The sequence below is a fragment of the Persicitalea jodogahamensis genome (genome assembly GCF_014651615.1).
Classification (GTDB): domain Bacteria; phylum Bacteroidota; class Bacteroidia; order Cytophagales; family Spirosomataceae; genus Persicitalea; species Persicitalea jodogahamensis.
Map to the genome: position 1 here is coordinate 215,262 of NZ_BMXF01000001.1, position 20,032 is coordinate 235,293.

Consider the following 20,032-nt stretch of genomic DNA (forward strand, 5'->3'; position numbering starts at 1 on the left):
ATATTCCAGTAATCCAAAATGCGGGGAAACGGGGCTTTGGATTACCTTTGGAAATTATCCTAACTCGCAAAAAATGCCTTCACTTTCCAATATTGCCCTCTTTTGCTTCTGTTTTGCGGTTACCAATCTCACCGCTCAGAATATCACCAGAGGCCCGTACTTGCAACGTCCCACCGCCGACGGCATCACCTTCCGCTGGCGCACCGATATCCCCACCGATAGCAGAGTCATTTACGCCGCCGCCAGCGATACTACGAAGCTATTTACGAAAGCTGACAACGCTTTGACTACCGAACACGAAATCGTGCTGACCGGACTGCCACGCGATACCAGGTATTTTTATAAAATCGGCACCAGCCAACGCATTTTGAACCAAAGTCGCGATCAGTTTTTCACGACCGCCCCGGCGGCCGATACCAAACGCCCGATCCGCTTCTGGGCCATGGGCGACTTTGGCGATCAGGGGGAAAAGTACGCGACCAACCAACGCGCGGTGCGGGATCAGTTTTTGGCCAGGAAGAACGGGCCCGTCGATCTGTGGGTGTGGCTGGGCGACAACGCCTACTGTTGCGGCACCGAGCCGGAATATCAGGCGCAGGTTTTTGATTTTTATGGTAGCTCCATTTTTGGCAGTATGCCTATCCTGCCTAGTCCCGGCAACCACGAGTACTACGCCACGACCTCCGCCGCTAATCACCAGGATCGCAACGTACCTTACTACGACATAGTGACCACACCTACCCAGGGTGAGTCGGGAGGCGTACCTTCGGGAACGGAAGCGTACTACGCCGTGAATTACGGCAACGTCCACTTTGTTTCCCTGGATTCTTACGGTTATGACGAAGGAAAGTACCCCTTCTCGGACCCGGATGGTCCGCAGTACAAATGGCTGGATAAAGATTTGGCCGCTAACACTTCGCTCTGGACGATCGTGTTTTTCCACCATCCTCCCTACACCAAGCGTTCCCACGATTCGGATGGTGAGGCCGAGCTGCGGATCATACGCGAAGCCCTTGTCCCGCTTTTCGACAAGCACAAGGTAGATTTAGTACTGAATGGCCATAGCCATGTTTATGAGCGATCGTACCTGATGAAAGACCATACCGGGCTCTCGTTTACCTTCGACAAAAACCGGCATGTGGTGCAGGATACGAAGGCTTTGTACACCAAAGATTCCGCTCCGATCATCAATAAAGATCAGGGGACGGTTTACATGACCATTGGCTCGGCGGGACGACTCGACTGGAATGGCCGCAACGAGACGCTGCCAGCGGCGGTCTACGCCAACGTCGAAATCGGTGGTTCCAGCATTTTTACGATTCAGGACAACCGCCTGGACAGCGAGTGGATCTGTGCCGACGGCCAAATCCGTGACCGCTTCACCATGTTCAAAAATGTAAACAAGCGTACTGAAAAGCGTATCGACCTGGGCCAGTCGGTGGAATTGACCGCTTCCTGGCCCGGCACCCACCGGTGGTCCACGGGACAGGTCAACACGCGGACGATCACAGTACAGCCGCAGAGCGACATGGTCGTTACGGTGCGCGACTCGTTGGGCTATCTGGTGGACGAGTTCCCCATTTTTGTCAAGATTCCGCCCGGGCTGGCTACTGCCCCGGGTGCAGAGGATTTTATCATTTATCCCAATCCTGGTAGTGATTTGGTCATTATAGAAAATCCCGGTCGCCGGAATGTAGACGTTACGGTAACCGTTACTGACCTCACCGGGAAACGGGTTTTGGAAAGGCCTTTTTTATTTAATAGCAAGCAGGAAGTGGACATTCGTTCTCTTCCGGCGGGTACTTATTTCGTAGAGGTAAAATCGGCATCACAGGTTTGGCGGAAGCGGATTGTGAAGCGGTGAGATTTTAACAAAATCCGGCTGAATGGGTTAAAAAATCAAATTCAGGTACTTTTTTATCCCAAGCAATCAACTCACTCAAAAATGAGCCAGATTATCGTCATCGGTAGCTCCAATACCGACATGGTCGTGAAGGCTGCCCAACTACCCGGTCCGGGTGAAACCGTCCTTGGCGGCACGTTCCTGATGAATTCCGGCGGTAAAGGGGCCAATCAGGCTATGGCCGCTCAGCGATTGCAGACGGGAGGAGGGCAGGTAGTTTTTATCGCCAAAGTCGGCAACGACGTTTTCGGCCGCGAAGCCATCCAGGCTTTCGAAAAAGCGGGCCTGGATACACGGTTCATTTTACAAGACAGACAAGCGCCGTCGGGCGTAGCACTCATTGGCGTGGATGATGAAGGAGAAAATTCCATTATGGTGGCGCCCGGCGCCAATGCCAACCTCAGTGCAGGAGAGGTTTCTGACGCCCTGGGAGAGATGCCTGATGCGGAATGGGTAATGCTGCAACTGGAAATTCCGCTGGATACCGTAAAAAGTGCCATCGCCGAATGCACCCGTAAAGGTTTGAAGGTAGTTCTGAATCCGGCACCCGCCCAGCGGCTCGACGACGAATTTTTAAAAAATATCCACCTCATTATTCCCAACGAAACCGAGGCCGAACTACTGACGGGCATTTCCATTACAGATACGAACACTGTCCGGGAGGCCGCCAGTATCCTGCACAAAAAAGGCGTCGAAAATGTGGTAATCACGCTGGGGGCAAAAGGTGCGTTTCTGTACAATGCCACTACTGATTTGTTGGTACTTGCCCCAATGGTCGAGGCCATTGACACCACGGCGGCGGGTGACGTGTTCTGCGGGGCATTGGTCGTGGCGCTATCCGAAGGGAAGTCGCTGGCCGATGGTGCTGCCTTTGCCTGCCAGGCCGCGGCCCTATCCGTCGCCCGCATGGGGGCGCAGCCATCTATTCCGTCGCGGGAGGAAGTGGAAACAGCGATGGGGTAAGATTTTAAATTCCAAAGCCTTTTCTTTGCCGCTGCATTGACCCATTTACAATTCACTCAATCAATAATCAATCATTAACGAATGAAAGCATACGTATTCCCCGGTCAGGGTTCTCAGTTTAAAGGCATGGGAGCCGACCTATACCAAAACTCTCCCAAAGCCAAAGGACTATTCGATCAGGCTGACAATATTCTGGGGTTTGGCTTGACGAAAATCATGTTCGAGGGTTCGGATGAGGAATTAAAACAGACCAACGTCACGCAGCCCGCTATTTTTCTTCACTCCGTGGCACTGGCGGCGGTGGCCGACGACTTTGCGCCCGATATGGTAGCGGGACACTCACTGGGCGAGTTCTCGGCGCTGGTTGCCGCCGGAGGGCTGGCTTTTGAAGATGGACTGAAACTGGTGGCCCAGCGGGCTGACGCCATGCAGAAAGCCTGCGAGCGGCAACCGTCCACGATGGCCGCCATCCTTGGGTTGAGCGATGGAGTGGTGGAGGAAATCTGCGCTTCGATTACCGATGAGGTAGTTGTGGCGGCTAATTACAATTGTCCCGGCCAAATCGTGATTTCGGGGACAATGGAGGGCATCCGGATAGCCTGCGAGAAAATGAAAGAGGCCGGAGCCAAGCGCGCCCTGCCCCTTCCGGTGGGTGGAGCATTTCATTCGCCGCTGATGGAACCTGCCCGTGAAGAACTTGCGCAGGCCATCGCCGGAACCACGTTCAGAGCCATGCCTTGCCCGATATACCAGAACGTCACCGCATCAGCGTCGCAAGACTTAGATATAATTAAAGCCAATCTCATCGCTCAACTTACCGCTCCTGTGCGCTGGACACAATCGGTCGAGAATATGGTGCGTGACGGAGCAAGTATGTTTATCGAATGCGGGCCGGGGAAAGTTTTACAGGGGCTGGTCAAGAAGATAGCCCCAGAGGTCGAAGTTTCTGCGGTTTCGGTAGTTTAAATTTAATTTTTTTAAACTAATGCTTGACACATAAAATCATTCCGCTTACTTTTGCACCACCAAATACAGAATTGGCAGGTGGTGTAAAGGTAGCACAGGAGATTTTGGTTCTCTTAGTCAGGGTTCGAATCCTTGCCCGCCAACACTTGTAAATGCAAGCCCCGTTTCCAGTCAATGGAACGGGGCTTTTCTTTTTGCCAAGCCTCGATTACCTATCATATTTCCGAGAAATTCTTTTCATTTGGAAGGCCCGGCTCGCCTTGCATAGTTCTTTTTTTGGGTTATAGTAACTTCCGATAAATTCTTGTTTAAGTAAACTTTTTCCGTACCTTGTTGGCCCAATCGGCTACAACCGGTAGGATATCATACTAATATACACTCTAAAACGTCCGTAAAATGGCAACTGAAAAACAGGCGAAAGTCGCCGAAACCAAGGCAAAAGCAAAAGTGAAGAAGCGCGACCGTGAGCGCACAAAGAGCCGTATTCTGAAAGCCGTTGGCAAGGTGATCGAGAAGTACGGCACCAAGAAAGTAGGGGTAAACCTGATTGCCCGCGAAGCTGATGTGAACAAAGTGCTGATTTATCGCTATTTCGGTGGCGTAGATGGTCTTATGGAGCAGTACGTGAAGACAGGTGAATACACCTCCACTTCGAGCCATAAGTACATCGATAATATGGAAAAGCCGGCGCCCGATAAACGCTCGAAGGTGTGGACGGATGTCCTGACGACCGCCATGAATGACCTGCGTGAGCGTAAAGCCACCCGCGACCTGGTGCGTTGGGAAATCGGCCTGGGTAAGGCAGTATTGACTGATGTGCGCAACGACACAGGGGCGCGCATGATCGAGAAGGTAGGCTCGCTGCCTAACTACGAAGACACCAACGCATTGGTAGCTCTGCTGATGGGAGGAATCTATCACGTAACTGTCTCAGCGGACTACCGTGACAAGATGATGGATGTGGACCTGCAATCCGATGAAGGCTTCAAGCGCATCGAGAAAGTTGTCGGTGACATTTTTGAAGCACTCGATAAAAAGTAAGCTTATGTGTTTTTTCGAAAAAAGGCTTTTTCCCGACCTTGGGAAAAAGCCTTTTTTTATGCAAAGCCCTTCAAGCCGCGTACATTTGTAACACTTAGGCTCAAATCCCTGACGATGATATGGCGTTGTCGCCAGGAAGTACCCCACCTTTTCACTGTCAACGATCTACTAAATAATTGAGTATCTTAAAAAAATTAGCGGGCGATACAGCCACTTATGGCGTCAGTACCATGCTGGCCCGCTTGCTGAACTACCTGCTGGTATTCATCTATTCGGATTTCGACCCATCGCTGATGGCCGTTCAGGTGCAGCTTTACACCTATGCCGGGTTCTTTTTCATTATTTATACGTTCGGCATGGAAACCTCCTTTTTCCGCTTTGCCCGGAAAGAGGAAGACAAGCCAGCCTACTATAATCTAATTCTGAGTTCGGTAATAGTGGTCAGCGTACTGCTTTCTACGTTGATCATTGCATTTGCCGAACCCGTGGCCCGGCTAATCGAGTACCCTGAGGAAGTGACGCTGGTGCGGTGGATGGCCCTCATCATGGCCACTGATGGCATCATGGCCATTCCCTTTGCCCGCCTCCGGCTCGAACGCAAGGCCAAGAAGTTTGTCCGGGTTCGCATCACCAACATTCTGCTCAATATCGGTCTGAACGTCTTCTTCCTGGTTTTCTGCCGTAACATCTACGAAGGAGAGTACCTGCCCGCATTACGGCCTTTTGTGGAACTGATTTATGTTCCGGATACCCCGGCGGCTTACATCGTAATGGCCAACCTTATAGCTAACCTTACTTTTTTCTGGTTTTTAAGGCAGGAACTGCGGGATTTTCGATTCGTGTGGAATTGGAAGATTTTTCGTCCGGTTTGGGTGTACGCCCTGCCCATCATGATCATGAACATAGCAGGTGTGACCAACCTGCTCTTCGACCGGATGTTCCTGCAGTACCTGCTGCCCAATGGTTTCTATCCCGGACGCACGACCCGCGACGCCATCGGCATTTATGGGCAGACGATGAAGCTTTCCATTTTCATGAATCTGGCGATACAGGCGTTCAAATACGCTGCTGAGCCCTTTTTCTTTACCAAAGCGGAAGATAAAAACGCCCCGGAAGTATTCGCCGAGGTCATGAAATGGTTCGTGATCGTGTGTGTGCTGATGGGGGTGGGCATCTGTCTGAATCTGAACGTGCTGGCCGACATTTTCCTCCGCCTGAAAATCTATCACGAAGGCTTGCCGGTAGTGCCGTGGCTACTGCTGGGCTTTCTGTTTCTGGGGATTTACTACAACCTGGCCACTTGGTTCAAGCTTACTGACAAAACCCAATATGGTACTTATCTAACGGTTACAGGAGCTTCCGTCACGGCCTTGCTCAATTTTCTGTTGGTACCCCGAATGGGTTATCTGGGATGTGCCCTGGCCTTTGCCGCTTCATCGGTGGTGATGACAACGCTTTGCTATTTATTTGGACAAAAGTACTACCCCGTCCCCTACAAAGTGGGATCGGCGCTGGGCTACGTGCTTTGCGGGGCGATGATCGTTTATCTGGCCGGGCTGCTGCCCCGCTACAACTTTTGGGTAGAGCTAGCAGGGGGCGCGTTTGGGTTAATGGTGTTCGCTGGCGTGATTCTGTTGATAGAGCGCAATGCGCTCCCCCCGCGCTTCCAGCGGTACTTGGGAAAGAGTTAACCTGAGTGATTCGTAATAAGCTACTCCCGCATATCACGCAGTAGTTTATTGGAGAAGACGAATTCGTTTAGCTCCGTCACGTCGGAGTGCATAATGGAATCCTTATCGCCTTCCCAAAGCTTCTTGCCTTTCTGAAGGAAAATGACATTGTCGCCAATCTCCATCACGGAATTCATATCGTGCGTAATGACCAGGGTGGTAATCTGGTACTCGTCGGTGATTTCGCGGATTAGCTCGTCAATTTTCACGCCTGTAAGTGGGTCAAGACCGGAATTGGGTTCGTCGCAGAAGAGGTACTTGGGATTCATCACGATGGCACGGGCAATGGCCACGCGTTTCTTCATACCGCCACTGATTTCGGATGGCATGAGCTTCCCCGTTCCTTCCAGTCCCACACGCTGCAGGCAAAACTCCACGCGTTCGCGCTTCTCCTCTGCCGACTGAGAAGTGAGCATATCCAGCGGAAACTGAACATTCTGATGTACGGTCTGGGAGTCGAACAGTGCGCCGCCCTGAAACAGTACCCCCATTTCGCGGCGGATGGCTTGCTGCGCTTCCTTGTCGCTACCATAAAAGCTGCGGCCGTTATAAAGTACCTCTCCCGCATCGGGCCGGACCAGTCCGATAATGCATTTCAGCAGCACACTTTTCCCCGTGCCGCTTCCGCCGATTATCAGGTTGGTTTCGCCCTGACGCAGTTTGCAACTGATGCCCATCAGCACGTCTTTGTCGCCGAAGGATTTGGCAATATTGTTTATTTCGATCATAAGTGGACGTTGGAGATTGGATGCCGGACGCTGGATATTAGGATGAGTCCAATGTCCAGTCTCCAACGTCCAAAATCTAGCAAAAAATTACAAAAACAGCTGAGCCAGCACATAGTCCGCCACCAGAATCGCGATACAGCTGCTGGTGACAGCCTGGGTACTTGACTGCCCCACTTCCAACGCGCCACCCTTGGTAAAGTACCCCTGATAAGCCGAAATAGTAGCAATCAGGAAGCCAAAGACCACGGGTTTGACACACATGAAAAATACGTTGAAAGGGACAAAGCCATCCCGGATGCCGTAAACATAATCACGTGGTGATATGACGCCCGTAAGTGTGCCCGCTATATAGCCGCCCAGAATACCCAGAAATGCCGCCATAATGACCAGCATGGGGAAGGTGATCATTGCCGCCAGTACTTTGGGCAACACCAGGTAAGACGCCGAATTGATGCCCATTACTTCGAGTGCATCCACCTGCTCGGTGATACGCATGGTGCCCAGTTCGCCGGCAATGTTGGAACCCACTTTTCCGGCCAGTACGATGCAGGTAATGGTAGGGGCAAGTTCCAGAATCACCATGTCGCGCACTACCAGCGAGACGGTGGAAGTAGGAATAATGGGGCTCACCAGGTTGTAGGCCGTTTGGATGCAGGACACAGCGCCGATGAAGGTGGAGACGATGGCTACGATCAATACCGAACTGGTGCCGATCCCCACGCACTCTTCCATAAAGCGACGCCAATAGACCTTCATTTTTTCCCGACGCGTGAAGAGCGCTCCCAAAAAAATGAAGTATTTGCCGATGATTGCCATGTATTGTGATCTTTATCCGATAATTTCGGGAAAATTAGAAAAATTAGACCCAAACAAAAAAATGAACCCGTTAGCTGTCATCACCGGAGGAACCAAGGGGATAGGCCGCGCCACCGCCGAGCGTTTTCTGGCCGGGGGCTTTGATGTAGTCACCTGTGCCCGCCAGATGGATGACCTGGAAGAGTTTCGTGAAAAGGCAGAGGCCCGGTTTCCCAATGTCTCGCTCCTGATCAAGCAAGCAGACCTCTCTCTGCGCAATGAAACTGCCGACTTTGTGGATTACGTCGATTCACTGGCCCAGCCTGTGGCAGTGCTGGTCAACAATACGGGGGTTTTCATTCCTGGCCAACTCCATTCAGAACCCGAGGGCATACTCGAACGTTCCATCGAAACCAACGTTTACAGCGCCTACCATATCACTCGCGGTCTGTTGCCAAAGATGACGCCCGAGAAGGCCGGTCATATCTTTAATATTTGTTCCACAGCCAGTCTGATGGCCTATCCCAATGGCGGCTCCTACGCTATTTCCAAGTTCGCGCTCTATGGCATGACCAAGGGCTTTCGGGAAGAGCTGAAGCCTTTCGGCATAAAAGTCACGGCGGTACTACCCGGACCGACGCTTACCGCGAGTTGGGCGGGTACCGATCTGCCGGAATCGCGCTTCATGCGGGCCGAAGACGTAGCCGAGAGCATCTGGTCGGCCTACAACTTATCGCCTGCGGCGGTAATTGAAGAGATTCTGATGCGGCCCGTAGCAGGTGATATTAGCTAAAATTAGGCGGATTGGCCGATTAATTATTAACTTTCCCGCCAGAAACTCCCTATACATTACCTCATACTTTACAGAATTTCATGGATCAGTACCTTGGCATAGACGTAGGCGGCACCAACGTCAAAATGGGCATTGTGGATGCTACAGATGGCAGAATCTCTAACTTTTATAGCCACGATACCGCCAGCTGGCGCAAATCGGGCCACTTTGTCGAGCGCCTGGGAGATGCCATCGCCCTGCAGCTGTTAGAGGAGCCGCACGTCAAGCGTACGGGTATTGGCGTGCCGGGTCTCATCACCCGTGACCGTACCACCCTCATCGAAATTACCGCCATCCCCGAGATCGACGGTATCCGCATCATCCCCGAACTCTCGGCCAGGTTTCCCGGCCATACGTTTTTTCTCGAGAACGACGCCAACGCGGCTGCTCTGGGAGAATACTATTTTGGGGAGGAAAAACTACCCGAGGATTATATTTTCGTCACCCTCGGCACGGGCATTGGCGGAGCGGCGATTATTGATAAGAAGGTGTTCAAAGGCGGGGGCGGCAATGCTATGGAGCCAGGCCATGTCCCTTCGCGCCACGGTAGGGTACTTGAGCGCAACATCGGCAAGGTGGAACTGCTGCTAATGGCTACCGAAATGCGCGCCGCCTATAAGGGCGAGACCCATTTGCCCACCGATGGTACTATTTCCACGACGGGCCTGGTGGCTGCCGCTGCCGAAGGCGACGAACTGGCTTTGCGCATCTTCGATGAAATGGGGGCGATGCTGGGCGATGGTCTGGTAGCGATGATACGTATCCTGGACATCACGACTATTCTGATTGGCGGGGGAATTTCGGCTTCCTTCGACTTCATCATGCCCGCCGTCAATCGGCAGCTTGATTACTGGCTTACGCCACACTACCTGAAAAACCTGAGTGTGAAGCGGGCTACGCTGGCCAACGACGCCGGATTGCTTGGGGCCGCTTCGTTGTGTTTCGAGTAGGGCGATCGGCTGTTAGCTTGTGGCTTGAGTACTTTTGGCGATACAGGAAAACCGGTAGACTACTGCTGCCCGCCGACGGCTCTTAGACAAAATTCACCTCGGGCGTCAACCGGATGCCAAACTTATCTTCCACTGAGGCCTGCACCCCTGCTGCCAGTTCTTTGATCTGTTGCCCCGTGCCTCCGCCGTGATGCACCAGCACCAGCGCCTGACGGTCATGTACGCCCACTGCGCCCGTGCGGTGGCCTTTCCAGCCCGCCTGCTCGATGAGCCAGCCTGCCGGAACTTTCACCATGGCCTTGCCGACGGGGTAGCCCGGCAGGGTAGGGAAGTCGGTTTTCAGTGATTCAAACTGCGCTTTCGGTATTTCCGGATTCTTGAAAAAGCTACCCGCGTTGCCGATCTGGGCAGGGTCAGGTAGTTTGCTTTGGCGGATTTTGACCACGGCTTCGCTGATTGCGCGTACCGAGAGTTCGGAGACGTCCATCTCTTCCAGCGTTTTTTGAATATCGCCGTAAGAAACGTTGTAAACGGGCTTTTTCTGCAGGCGGAAGGTGACCGAAGTAATGATGTACTGGTTCTTTAAAGTCGTCTTGAATACGCTTTCGCGATAGCCAAAGGCGCAAGTTTCCGCATCGAACGTCTGTAAAATACCGGTGGTAGTTTCGACGGCTTTCAGTTCTTCAAAAATATCCTTGATTTCCACGCCATAGGCACCAATATTCTGCATCGGGGCCGCGCCTACCGTACCGGGGATCAGCGACAGATTCTCCACGCCACCATAGCCTTGCTCCACGCAGTGCTGCACGAAGCCGTGCCAGTTTTCACCCGCGCCTACGCGCAGCATTACCTGATCGTCATCTTCGTGAACTATTTCTATTCCCTTGATTTCGATACGAATAACCAGCGCGTCCACATCACGGGTCAGCAGCACATTGCTACCGCCTCCCAGGATCCATTTGGGAGTGGCCGCCCAGCGCGGGTCAATCAGGAGTTGCTGAAGTTGCCCGACTGAGGTAATTGCGACGAAATACCGGGCTTTGGCCTCGAATCCGAAGGTATTGTAAGGCCGAAGTGATACGTTTTCTTTTATTTCCATGAAGATTTTTTCAAAAAACAAAGGTAGATAATAGTGGCGCAAGAGCGCGAACTCGCTAGTTTTATTCGTTTTTGCTTATGTTTGTGCGTTATTTCTGAATGATCTACCGATGATTTTCAAAAAGATAATCCTGCTGCTTCTGATGGCCGCCGGAATGTGGGGAACGACGAGCTGTGCCAAGAAATCCGTCGGTACTTCGGCAAAAGACCGCTATGAGGATAACCTGGAAAGCGTGCGACCCCGGTATACCTATGTGGAACCGGTGATTGAAGCCGCAGAGCCCCCCAAAGAAAAGAAAAAAGAACCCGTAAAGTACCGGCCTGCCAAAACCGAAGAGCCGCTTTACGTCACTAAGCGCGTTGAGGCTGTGCTGGACACCATGGCCCGGCAGAACAGAGCTATCCGCTATATCAATGGATATCGGGTGCAACTCTATGTGGGCAATACCCGCCAGGAGGCCGATGCGGCCAAATCTTACGTTTATCAGATTTTTCCCGAACTATACCCTTACGTCAGCTATTCGTCGCCCACGTATCGGGTGAAGGCCGGAGACTTTATGTACCGTGCTGATGCTGATGATTACCTGGAACAAATCCGCCAGCAATATCCGGCAGCAGTTGTTCTGCCCGATCGGGTGGAAATCAAGAAAGGATTGCAAATCAGAGCATCCGACGACGTCCCCAAATATTGATTCTTAAAACAGAATATCATGAAAAAAGCACTCATTACTGGAATTACCGGGCAAGACGGCGCCTACCTGGCCGAAATGCTCCTCGAAAAGGGTTATGAAGTCCACGGTATCAAGCGTCGGACGTCACTGTTCAATACCCAGCGGATCGACCATATTTACGAAGATCCCCACGAGAAAAACGTCCGTTTTCATCTCCACTACGGTGATCTGAGCGATTCGACGAATATCATTCGCATCATTCAGGACGTGCAGCCTGACGAAATATACAACCTCGGGGCGATGTCGCACGTGCAGGTAAGTTTCGATGAGCCGGAATACACGGCTAACGTGGACGGTATTGGCACGCTGCGTATTCTGGAAGCGGTGCGACTGCTGGGCCTGACCGAGAAAACGAAGATTTACCAGGCATCCACCTCCGAACTTTATGGTTTGGTACAGGAAGTGCCACAGTCTGAGACTACCCCCTTTTACCCGCGCTCGCCCTACGCAGTAGCCAAGCTGTATGCTTACTGGATCACAGTCAATTACCGCGAAGCCTATGGCATGTTCGCCGTGAATGGCATTCTGTTCAACCACGAGTCGCCATTGCGCGGCGAAACTTTCGTGACGCGCAAAATTACCCGTGCCACTGCCCGCATCGCGCTGGGCCTGCAGGATAAGGTTTATTTGGGAAATCTTGACGCGCAACGCGACTGGGGGCACGCCAAGGACTACGTGGAAGCCATGTGGCTGATCCTGCAACAGGAAAAACCCGAAGATTTTGTGATCGCGACGGGCGAAACTACCCGCATTCGGGACTTCGTGCGCATGTCATTCGCCGAAGCAGGCATAGAACTGGAATTCAAAGGTGAAGGCGTGGAAGAAAAAGGTTTCGTAGTCAAATGCAACGACCCCGACTACCAGCTGCCCGTGGGCAAAGAGGTAGTAGCCATCGACGAGCGCTATTTCCGCCCCACTGAGGTGGAACTACTCATCGGTGACCCAACCAAATCGAAGACCAAGCTAGGTTGGGAACCCAAATATGATCTCAAAGCGCTGGTAAATGATATGGTAGCCGCTGATCTTAATCTCTTTAAGAAAGATCAACTACTGGAAAGCAGCGGGCACCGGGTGTTGAATTACTTTGAGTAGAGCTATTAAGCGACAAAGCCACGGAGATCACGCAGCAGTGTATTGCTACGTGATCTCCGTGGCTTTGTCGCTTTAATTTAACGACGGATCTACCGGATAGTGTGCAATGGACCGGTACTTGCCTCCCATGTCTTTGAGTACCTCTCGCCAAAAGCCTTTGGTGGGAGTGGAGAATATAAACTCCGATTTGCCGGGTGTCACATACCAGGCTTTTTGCGCAAGTTCGTCTTCGAGTTGCCCGCCGCCCCAGCCGGAGTAGCCCACAAAAAAGCGCACGTCCTCGTGAGTCAGCTGACTTAGGTTGAGCATTGTTTTCACGCTTTCGAAGTCGCCACCCCAATACACCCCCTCCGCTATTTTGCCGCCGCCTTCGATCAGGTCGGGGCGCCGATGGACAAAATGCAGCGTGTTTTTCTCAACCGGACCGCCCAGGTACAGCGGTATGTCCTGATAAATGGTTTCTTCCAACACGTCGCCAAGCATTACGTCGGTAGTTTGATTGAGGACAAAGCCAAAAGAGCCGTGCGCATTGTGATCACATAGCAGAACGACGCTGCGGTCGAAATTGGGATCGCCCAGAAACGGCTCGGCGACCAACATGCTGCCTTTTGTGGCATTCGTGGTAGTTGGCATATCGTGGAGAGTGATTGGTTTTCGTAGGTAAGATAGGTTGAATTTTCAAAAATTGAAATTCCCTATTCCTTTTTTTCACGAAAAAAAGAGCCTAAAATTGTCCCGCCGCTCACTCACAATCCGTAAATAGTCCGCCCAAGCGGGCAATGAAATCTCATGCGTGAACGATTTTGGTGGTCGGTGGATAAGCTCGTGGATGGCGCAGCCTGGTTGCGGCGTAAAGTTATCAATCAGGAAATCCGCACGATCACTTTACAGGCCGTTCCATTCTGGATCGCATCGTTACTCACGGGTGTTGTCGCGGTAGCTTACGAGAAGTTGTTCTCAGCTTTTGAGCGCGCAGGGCAACTGCTGGTGGAGGACGCTCCCTGGGCTATTTTTGTGACGGCTCCCACTTTCTTCCTGCTATCGTGGTGGCTTGTCGATCGTTACGCGCCGGCGGCGCGGGGCAGTGGTATTCCGCAACTTATGGCGTCCATCGAGCTGGCCAACCCACGGCAGGATAAGCGGGTGGATAGGATATTGGGCCTTCGTATCGCCTTAGTAAAAATCGTGAGCAGCCTGAGTTTGCTGTTAGGTCAGGGGGCTATTGGCCGCGAGGGACCGACGCTGCAAATATCGGCATCTATTTTCCGCTTCGTCAACCGTCTCCTGCCCGACTACTGGCCTAAGGTTTCCAAGCGCATTATGCTTGTAACGGGTGGGGCCTCGGGGTTGGCGGCAGCCTTCAACACGCCACTGGGCGGAATTGTGTTCGTGGTGGAGGAATTGACCAAAACCCACATCACCTATTTCCGCACGGCAGTGTTTGCTTCGGTCATCATCGCGGGTATGACTGCTCAGGCGTTGCTGGGACCTTATCTATATTTGGGCTATCCCAAAATTTCGCCCGTAGGAATTTCCTTTGTTGGGGTAGTGTTGCTGGCGGGAGCCTTGGCGGGCTGGGCCGGCGCCATGATGACCCGGGTATTGCTGGCCGTCGCAGATTGGAAAGGCCGTTTCGTTCAAAGTCGACAGCAACAAATTCTGTTCGTGGCGGGCGTCGGGCTCCTGTTTGCCACTATGATTTATCTGGCGGGCCCCGAGGCAGGTGGCAGCGGGAAAGACATGATGAATCACCTCCTTTTTTCCGATCAGAAAAGTACCGAATGGTATGACTTTCCGACCCGGTTCCTTGGACCGATCCTGAGCTACCACAGTGGAGGCGCGGGAGGGATTTTTGCCACGTCGCTTAGTGCAGGAGCTACGCTTGGGGCTGGTCTGGCGGCGCTGCTGGGGCTGGCTGCCATCAACTACAACCTGGTGATTCTGGTAAGCATGGTAGGGTTCCTGACGGGCGTGACACGCTCTCCGTTTACATCAGCCATTTTGGTGCTGGAGATGACTGACCGCCACGGGGCCATTTTTTATCTGTTGCTGGCTGCTATGGTTGCCAATCTGGCCGGGTACCTCGTCGACAAAAAATCTTTTTACGAACGGGCCAAGGAAGCATTCTTGTAGCTGGGTTTTGTTCTAATCGGCGCTATTCTCATCATGTCGATTGTCCTTACCGCCATTCCTTTTTATATTTGAGAAAAAGTGGCGCGTCAGAATTTTCTGATTTGCCGTTATCATAGTAATCCATCTCGATTCTTATGATCTTCGAAAACCGGGTAAACGATCTTCTGGAAGCCCCCGATGCCCTGCTTGTCATTGAGCGGGCGCAGGCAATCCTGGCCGATGAATCCAACCGCCGCCTGGCATTCCGCGAATGGCTGACGGATGATGTGAAGGCTGAGTTCATCAACGGTGAGGTAATCATGCACTCACCCGTCAAGCGGCGACATCTGGATGCGACCAAGTATTTGGAAAATCTGCTACTAAACCACGTGATGCGCCACGACTTGGGCGTTGTCGATTCTGAAAAAGCCCTCGTGGGCCTGACACGGAACGACTATGAGCCGGACATTTGCTATTGGAATGCCAAGACGGCCGCTGCTTTCAGCGACGACCAAACGGAGCATCCCGCCCCCGACTTAATCGTAGAGGTATTTTCCAAAAGCACAACGGGCCGCGACCGGGGAGTGAAGTTCGAAGATTATGCTGCCCACGGCGTGCTCGAATACTGGATCATCGACCCGGTACGCAAGGCGGTGGAACAGTACACGCTGGATGAGGGGACGATGGCCTTTGCCAAAGCCGCTGTGCTGTACGACGACGCTAACGACATGCTGAGCGCCGAAGTTGTGGAAGGCTTTACGATTCCGGTGCGCGCTATTTTTGATAAAAAAGCCAATATGGACGCGCTGCAAGAACTTATGGCTAGATGAAGCCTTTCACTTTCACCCGCCTTCAATACACTTCCGGTGATTGGGACACCGATCAGCGGATGCCCTCCAATATCCTGCATTCGCTGGTGGAGTACACCACGCTGCCTGTGGAAGAGAAAGAGAAGGTAGTGAAGCTTGGTAGTCCTGAAATCTTCAAGAGTCCGTTCTGCTATCTGAGCGGCCACAAGTTGGTGGAGTTTTCGGCGGCGGAGCGAGCATCGTTCAAGCAGTATGTGTCCAACGGCGGCTTCGTGTTCGTGGACGATTGCAACCACGATATTGACGGGCTGTTCGCCAAGTCGTTCGAGCAGGAAATGGACCGTACTTTCGGCCCGAAGGCTTTGCAGAAAATCCCAAACGATCACCCGATTTACTCCAATTTTTTTCAGTTCAAAGACGGCCCCCCCACTACTTCCTTTGAATTGAACGGTTGGGGTGACGACCTAGTGCACGACTACCTTAAGGCGGTGACCGTCAATGGGCGCATCGGGATACTTTACAGCAATAAGGATTACGGCTGCGAATGGGACTACGATTTTCGGAACAAACGCTTTCTGGCTGAGGACAATACCAAATTTGGAGTAAATATCATCATGTACGCCTTGACGGCTTAATGTACTCTTAATAAACCTTATCAAAAGAATGACGCTGACTGCAACCCTAAAATCTTTGTTCAGCCGGGACCTCGCCAAGCTGAAATCAGAAATAGAGGCGTATCAGAAGGAGGAAAATATCTGGCGTGTCGAGGAAAATATCACCAATTCGGCGGGTAACCTTTGTCTGCACTTGGTGGGAAATCTAAATACTTTCATCGGGGCGGAGCTCGGGGCCACGGGTTATGTAAGGAATCGGGAATTTGAGTTTGCGGGCAAAGGTGTTCCGCGGGATGCACTTTTGGAGCAAATTATCAAAACTATCGAAATGATCGGGATAACTTTGGACGGCCTTACCCCAGAGCAAATGGAGAGGGAATATCAGAAGGTAGTTTTCAAGGATAAGATGTCAACGGAGTATTTCTTGATTCACCTCTCTACCCACTTGGCTTACCATTTGGGCCAGATTAACTACCACAGAAGGCTTTTGGATAATTGAAACCAAGAGCTTGAAGCGTTGCTACCAAATTCATGCTATGAACGTCAAAATTTTATCTTCTCTCCTTTTAATGTTGGTGCTTGGTTTGCCCGCTTCGGCGCAGTGGCGCGTCCTGAAACTGGACACTCAGGCCAACTTCCGGGCGGTACACGCTCCGCAACCGAATGTTTGCTGGATTGGTGGCAGCGGCGGCACGGTGCTGCGTACCACCGATGGTGGCGAAATATGGGACATCATGAAGGTACGCGATGCCGACTCACTTGACTTTCGGGGAATTTATGGATTCGACCGGGAAACGGCGGTGGCGATGAGCGCCGGAGTTGCGGAGCAGGGCAAAGCGCGAATCTACCGTACCGAGGATGGCGGCGATTCCTGGCAGCTGGTGTACCAAACTACCCAGCCCGGCGTGTTTCTCGATGGTGTTTCTTTTTGGAATAAAAAAGAAGGTATCTGCTTCGGCGATCCGGTGGACGGGCATTTTTTTATCCTCACCACCGACGACGGGGGCCGTAGTTGGCAGGAACTACCGCGCGACAGCCGTCCCGTGGCGCTGGAAAAAGAAGCTGCCTTTGCTGCCAGTAACTCTTCTTTGCTGACTGTGGGCAAGCATCAGGTTTTCATCGGTACGGGCGGGGCGAAAATGGCACGGGTACTTCGGTCTGATGATAACGGCAGAAGCTGGCAAGTGTCGGAAACGCCGCTACCCGCCGGGCCAACCAGCGGTATTTTCGGCTTACAGTTTTGGTCCAACAAACACGGCATCGCTGTGGGGGGTGACTATGCAGATGTTGCTAAAAATACGCCGAATGTGCTACTCACCCGCGATGGCGGAGCCTCCTGGCAACTCAGCAGCGCAATGACCCCACCGGGACTGAAAGAAGCCGTCGGACTGTTCCATTCGCAATTTGTAAACTACGCGGGCGGGCAGCGCCCGACGAAGCACCGTTATCGTTTGGTGGCTGTTGGGGCGTCGGGTAGCGGGTATTCACGAGACTTTGGCAAAACCTGGGCAATGTTTTCAGAGGAACCTTTCCATGCCGTGAGCTTTGCCGGCCCGGCTGGCTATGCCGTGGGCGGGAAAGGACTGGTGGGGAAGTTTGAGAGGTTTCCCAAGGAACGGAGGAAAAGGTAAGAAGCTGTTTTTTATAATGAAGTGGTTCCCGACTAAGCCCAATTTTGATTTCGTTAACGGCTAATCTCTCAGTCAACGTCCCGGAATGGCACTGACGCTGTACCCTTGCCGACGCAGCAGCGCGATGACCCCATCCTCACCACCAAGGTGCGCGGCTCCCACGGCGATAAAAGTTGGTTTATCAGCAACCTGTTTTTCTATGATTGGAATCCAGCGCTTGTTGCGGTCAGTAAGCAGCACTTCCTGCTGATTTTCCAACTCAAAAACGCTTTCCAGCGTCATATCATACAATCCGGCGATATCCTGTTTTTTGTACACCTCGACCATCTTGCTAAACTCTTCCCTCGCCTGCGGTAGACTGTCCATAAGCGTGACCAACATCTTGGCCTGATCGGCGTAAGGAATGGAGTCGAAAACGGCCATCTGTTCCTCGACCGTTTCCAGACCAACTACCTCTACTTTCTGTTTCTTGGCTAAGCCCATCAGCGACATCTCATACGATTGCGGCTGGCAGGTCAATACGCGGTTGAGCAGGACGCTCATCAGCATGAAGGGTTTGGCCCGCTCGAAGGGCGCAATGCTCATGCCCACTGAATCCTTGAAGTAGGCATTCAGGCGGTCATAGTCTTTGGCATCCAGCAAGTCTTTCAATTGTTTTCCTTCCTGCATCGCCATGCCCTTCATCATGGCCATCATCATGCCCGGATCATCCATGTCAATTTCCAGGGTCAACTGCTCCGTTTGTTTCAAACAGCCTTTCAGTGTGTCGGTCAGCACAAAGTCGTTGGGACAAATCAGGTGAATAGTTCCGTAGAGGTACGAGGGCTGTGAAAGGTTTCTGCCTTCAATTTTCCATAGTAATGAAGATTCGGTGGGAGCCTGGGCGCGGAGCGTAACCAAAGTCAGGCTTAGCAGAAAGGCAAAGAGGTATTTCGCGTTGGTACTTGGCATTTTCGGATTTGGCTGGTTTGTTTCTCAAACGTTTTTAACAAGGAAACCATTTCGCTTTACAAAAAAAGGTCCCCGAAAAGAATCCGGGGACCTTAAGCCAGCTTGTAATACCGTTGCTATTTTACTTTTGAAAAAATCATCACCTCCGTCCTGTCGTTAAAGTAGATGAAAAGACTTTCCTCATTCTGGCCGTAGGAAACTACGCTATTCATAGCTGACCACACCTTGTTGCTCCACTGCGTCGGCTCGCCTACTTTGGTGCCTCCGAAAACACTGTTTGCCAAGTTGCACGATCCGTCTTTGATAAAGCTTCCACTTACGGCATTCGCCACCGTATGCCCCTTGAAACTTACCGATTTACCGTCTTCCGCGAAACTTAGCACCACGCCATGGCCATCGGGGTCAGGATCGGGTTGTAGCGTTCCATCGCTGAGATTCTGGTAAGCATTCAACTTCCAGGTACCTTCAAATGTGGAGTTGGCTTTGCAACCGATCGGTTGCAGCACCGAGGATTTCCTGCCGCATCCAACAAATGCCAGGAGTAGAAGGAAAAATAAAATAGATGTCAGTCTTTTCATTTCAGAATCAGTGTTTTATAGGGAGGTCTGTAATTCATCACTTCGCCTTCGAAAACACCATTACTACTAACGTTTTATTGTGGTAAATGTAGAGCTTCTCCTCCGTCCGACCGTAGGTTACCTTTCCACGCAGAGGATTCAAAGCGTTTCTACTCCACTCGGAGGATTCATACACTTCCGTGGCAAAAGTGGAAAAGATGGTAAAGTCCCCAAGACCACAAGAATCACTCTTCTGGTAGTTTCCGCCCACGGAGTTGACGTAGGTATGTCCCCCAAACTTCCCCGTTCCGTCCTCTTCGCTAAATGTCAAAACTACACCACGGCCATTCGGTTCGGGATCTGTTTTGAGTGGTTCGCTGTCGGTTTTCCGGTATGCGTTCAAACGCCACGTTCCCTCCAATGTAAGCTCTGTCCCGCAATCAACCGGATGCAGTATAAAGGATTTCTTCTCGCACCCAATAAATGTCAGGAGCAAAAGAGACAGAAATGTTACAAGGAATCCTCTCAT

The 20,032-nt window shown here is 52.0% G+C and carries 21 protein-coding genes and 1 tRNA gene; 15 read left to right on the forward strand and 7 right to left on the reverse strand.

Translation table 11 applies throughout. The features are described 5' to 3' along the window. The first annotated feature begins 73 nt into the window (after positions 1-73). The 6 genes from IE117_RS00875 (at position 74) to IE117_RS00900 (ending at position 6,564) form a co-directional block, all read left to right on the forward strand. Entirely contained in the window at positions 74-1,864 is a 1,791-nt protein-coding gene (locus IE117_RS00875) for a metallophosphoesterase (protein ID WP_189562470.1), read from the forward strand. Positions 1,865-1,945: 81 nt separating this feature from the next. Then, positions 1,946-2,866: a ribokinase gene (rbsK, locus tag IE117_RS00880; protein WP_189562471.1), complete on the forward strand. Its 921-nt coding sequence runs from the start codon at positions 1,946-1,948 to the stop codon at positions 2,864-2,866. An 81-nt stretch (positions 2,867-2,947) separates the two neighbouring features. Continuing rightward, positions 2,948-3,832, forward strand: a complete 885-nt coding sequence (fabD, locus tag IE117_RS00885; protein WP_189562472.1) for an ACP S-malonyltransferase — start codon at positions 2,948-2,950, stop codon at positions 3,830-3,832. Positions 3,833-3,904: 72 nt separating this feature from the next. Beyond that, positions 3,905-3,975 (forward strand) — tRNA-Gln (locus IE117_RS00890). 253 nt (positions 3,976-4,228) lie between these two features. Next, entirely contained in the window at positions 4,229-4,873 is a 645-nt protein-coding gene (locus IE117_RS00895) for a TetR/AcrR family transcriptional regulator (protein ID WP_189562473.1), read from the forward strand. 176 nt (positions 4,874-5,049) lie between these two features. Next, on the forward strand, positions 5,050-6,564 hold the full coding sequence (locus IE117_RS00900; RefSeq protein ID WP_189562474.1) for an oligosaccharide flippase family protein: 1,515 nt from the start codon (positions 5,050-5,052) through the stop codon (positions 6,562-6,564). Between the two features lie 20 nt (positions 6,565-6,584). Here IE117_RS00900 and IE117_RS00905 read toward each other — a convergent pair whose 3' ends face one another. Both IE117_RS00905 and IE117_RS00910 read right to left on the reverse strand, forming a co-directional pair. Beyond that, the gene (locus tag IE117_RS00905) at positions 6,585-7,331 is read right to left on the reverse strand and encodes an ABC transporter ATP-binding protein (RefSeq protein WP_189562475.1); all 747 of its coding nucleotides are present in this window, start codon (positions 7,329-7,331) and stop codon (positions 6,585-6,587) included. A gap of 87 nt (positions 7,332-7,418) precedes the next feature. Continuing rightward, positions 7,419-8,147: an MlaE family ABC transporter permease gene (locus IE117_RS00910; RefSeq protein ID WP_189562476.1), complete on the reverse strand. Its 729-nt coding sequence runs from the start codon at positions 8,145-8,147 to the stop codon at positions 7,419-7,421. 61 nt (positions 8,148-8,208) lie between these two features. Here IE117_RS00910 and IE117_RS00915 point away from each other — a divergent pair, with 61 nt between their 5' ends. Beyond that, a complete protein-coding gene (locus tag IE117_RS00915) occupies positions 8,209-8,919 on the forward strand; it encodes an SDR family oxidoreductase (protein WP_189562477.1) in 711 nt (236 codons plus the stop codon). 80 nt (positions 8,920-8,999) lie between these two features. Further along, complete coding sequence (locus IE117_RS00920) at positions 9,000-9,908, forward strand: ROK family protein (RefSeq protein ID WP_189562478.1); 909 nt, start codon at positions 9,000-9,002, stop codon at positions 9,906-9,908. Positions 9,909-9,990: 82 nt separating this feature from the next. Here the strand turns inward: IE117_RS00920 and murB are convergent, their stop codons facing one another. Beyond that, positions 9,991-11,007 (reverse strand): UDP-N-acetylmuramate dehydrogenase, encoded by a 1,017-nt coding sequence (gene murB, locus IE117_RS00925; RefSeq protein WP_189562479.1) that lies wholly within the window; start codon positions 11,005-11,007, stop codon positions 9,991-9,993. A 109-nt stretch (positions 11,008-11,116) separates the two neighbouring features. Here murB and IE117_RS00930 point away from each other — a divergent pair, with 109 nt between their 5' ends. Together IE117_RS00930 and gmd are read left to right on the forward strand one after the other, a co-directional pair. Continuing rightward, positions 11,117-11,698, forward strand: coding sequence for an SPOR domain-containing protein (locus IE117_RS00930; protein ID WP_189562480.1), 582 nt, complete (start codon positions 11,117-11,119; stop codon positions 11,696-11,698). A gap of 18 nt (positions 11,699-11,716) precedes the next feature. Then, positions 11,717-12,829, forward strand: a complete 1,113-nt coding sequence (gmd, locus tag IE117_RS00935) for a GDP-mannose 4,6-dehydratase (protein ID WP_189562481.1) — start codon at positions 11,717-11,719, stop codon at positions 12,827-12,829. 72 nt (positions 12,830-12,901) lie between these two features. Here gmd and IE117_RS00940 read toward each other — a convergent pair whose 3' ends face one another. After that, positions 12,902-13,462 carry a YqgE/AlgH family protein gene (locus tag IE117_RS00940; protein ID WP_189562482.1) on the reverse strand — a complete coding sequence of 187 codons (561 nt, stop codon included), beginning with the start codon at positions 13,460-13,462 and terminating at the stop codon, positions 12,902-12,904. A gap of 156 nt (positions 13,463-13,618) precedes the next feature. Here IE117_RS00940 and IE117_RS00945 point away from each other — a divergent pair, with 156 nt between their 5' ends. The 5 genes from IE117_RS00945 to IE117_RS00965 all read left to right on the forward strand — a co-directional run bounded on the left by IE117_RS00945 (position 13,619) and on the right by IE117_RS00965 (position 17,995). Next, complete coding sequence (locus IE117_RS00945) at positions 13,619-14,962, forward strand: chloride channel protein (RefSeq protein WP_189562483.1); 1,344 nt, start codon at positions 13,619-13,621, stop codon at positions 14,960-14,962. Positions 14,963-15,096: 134 nt separating this feature from the next. Beyond that, complete coding sequence (locus IE117_RS00950) at positions 15,097-15,771, forward strand: Uma2 family endonuclease (protein WP_308439255.1); 675 nt, start codon at positions 15,097-15,099, stop codon at positions 15,769-15,771. Then, a complete protein-coding gene (locus tag IE117_RS00955; protein WP_189562484.1) occupies positions 15,768-16,385 on the forward strand; it encodes a DUF4159 domain-containing protein in 618 nt (205 codons plus the stop codon). Before IE117_RS00950 ends, IE117_RS00955 begins: the two co-directional genes overlap by 4 nt. Positions 16,386-16,413: 28 nt before the next feature. Beyond that, the gene (locus tag IE117_RS00960) at positions 16,414-16,863 is read left to right on the forward strand and encodes a DUF1572 family protein (protein WP_189562485.1); all 450 of its coding nucleotides are present in this window, start codon (positions 16,414-16,416) and stop codon (positions 16,861-16,863) included. Between the two features lie 37 nt (positions 16,864-16,900). Continuing rightward, positions 16,901-17,995, forward strand: coding sequence for a WD40/YVTN/BNR-like repeat-containing protein (locus tag IE117_RS00965; RefSeq protein ID WP_189562486.1), 1,095 nt, complete (start codon positions 16,901-16,903; stop codon positions 17,993-17,995). 72 nt (positions 17,996-18,067) lie between these two features. On the opposite strand, the gene IE117_RS00970 is transcribed toward IE117_RS00965, so the two are convergent. From IE117_RS00970 to IE117_RS00980, 3 genes are all read right to left on the reverse strand, one after another. Beyond that, a complete protein-coding gene (locus tag IE117_RS00970) occupies positions 18,068-18,946 on the reverse strand; it encodes a TraB/GumN family protein (RefSeq protein WP_189562487.1) in 879 nt (292 codons plus the stop codon). Between the two features lie 116 nt (positions 18,947-19,062). Continuing rightward, complete coding sequence (locus tag IE117_RS00975; RefSeq protein ID WP_189562488.1) at positions 19,063-19,524, reverse strand: META domain-containing protein; 462 nt, start codon at positions 19,522-19,524, stop codon at positions 19,063-19,065. A 37-nt stretch (positions 19,525-19,561) separates the two neighbouring features. Then, positions 19,562-20,032, reverse strand: coding sequence for a hypothetical protein (locus tag IE117_RS00980; RefSeq protein WP_229580149.1), 471 nt, complete (start codon positions 20,030-20,032; stop codon positions 19,562-19,564).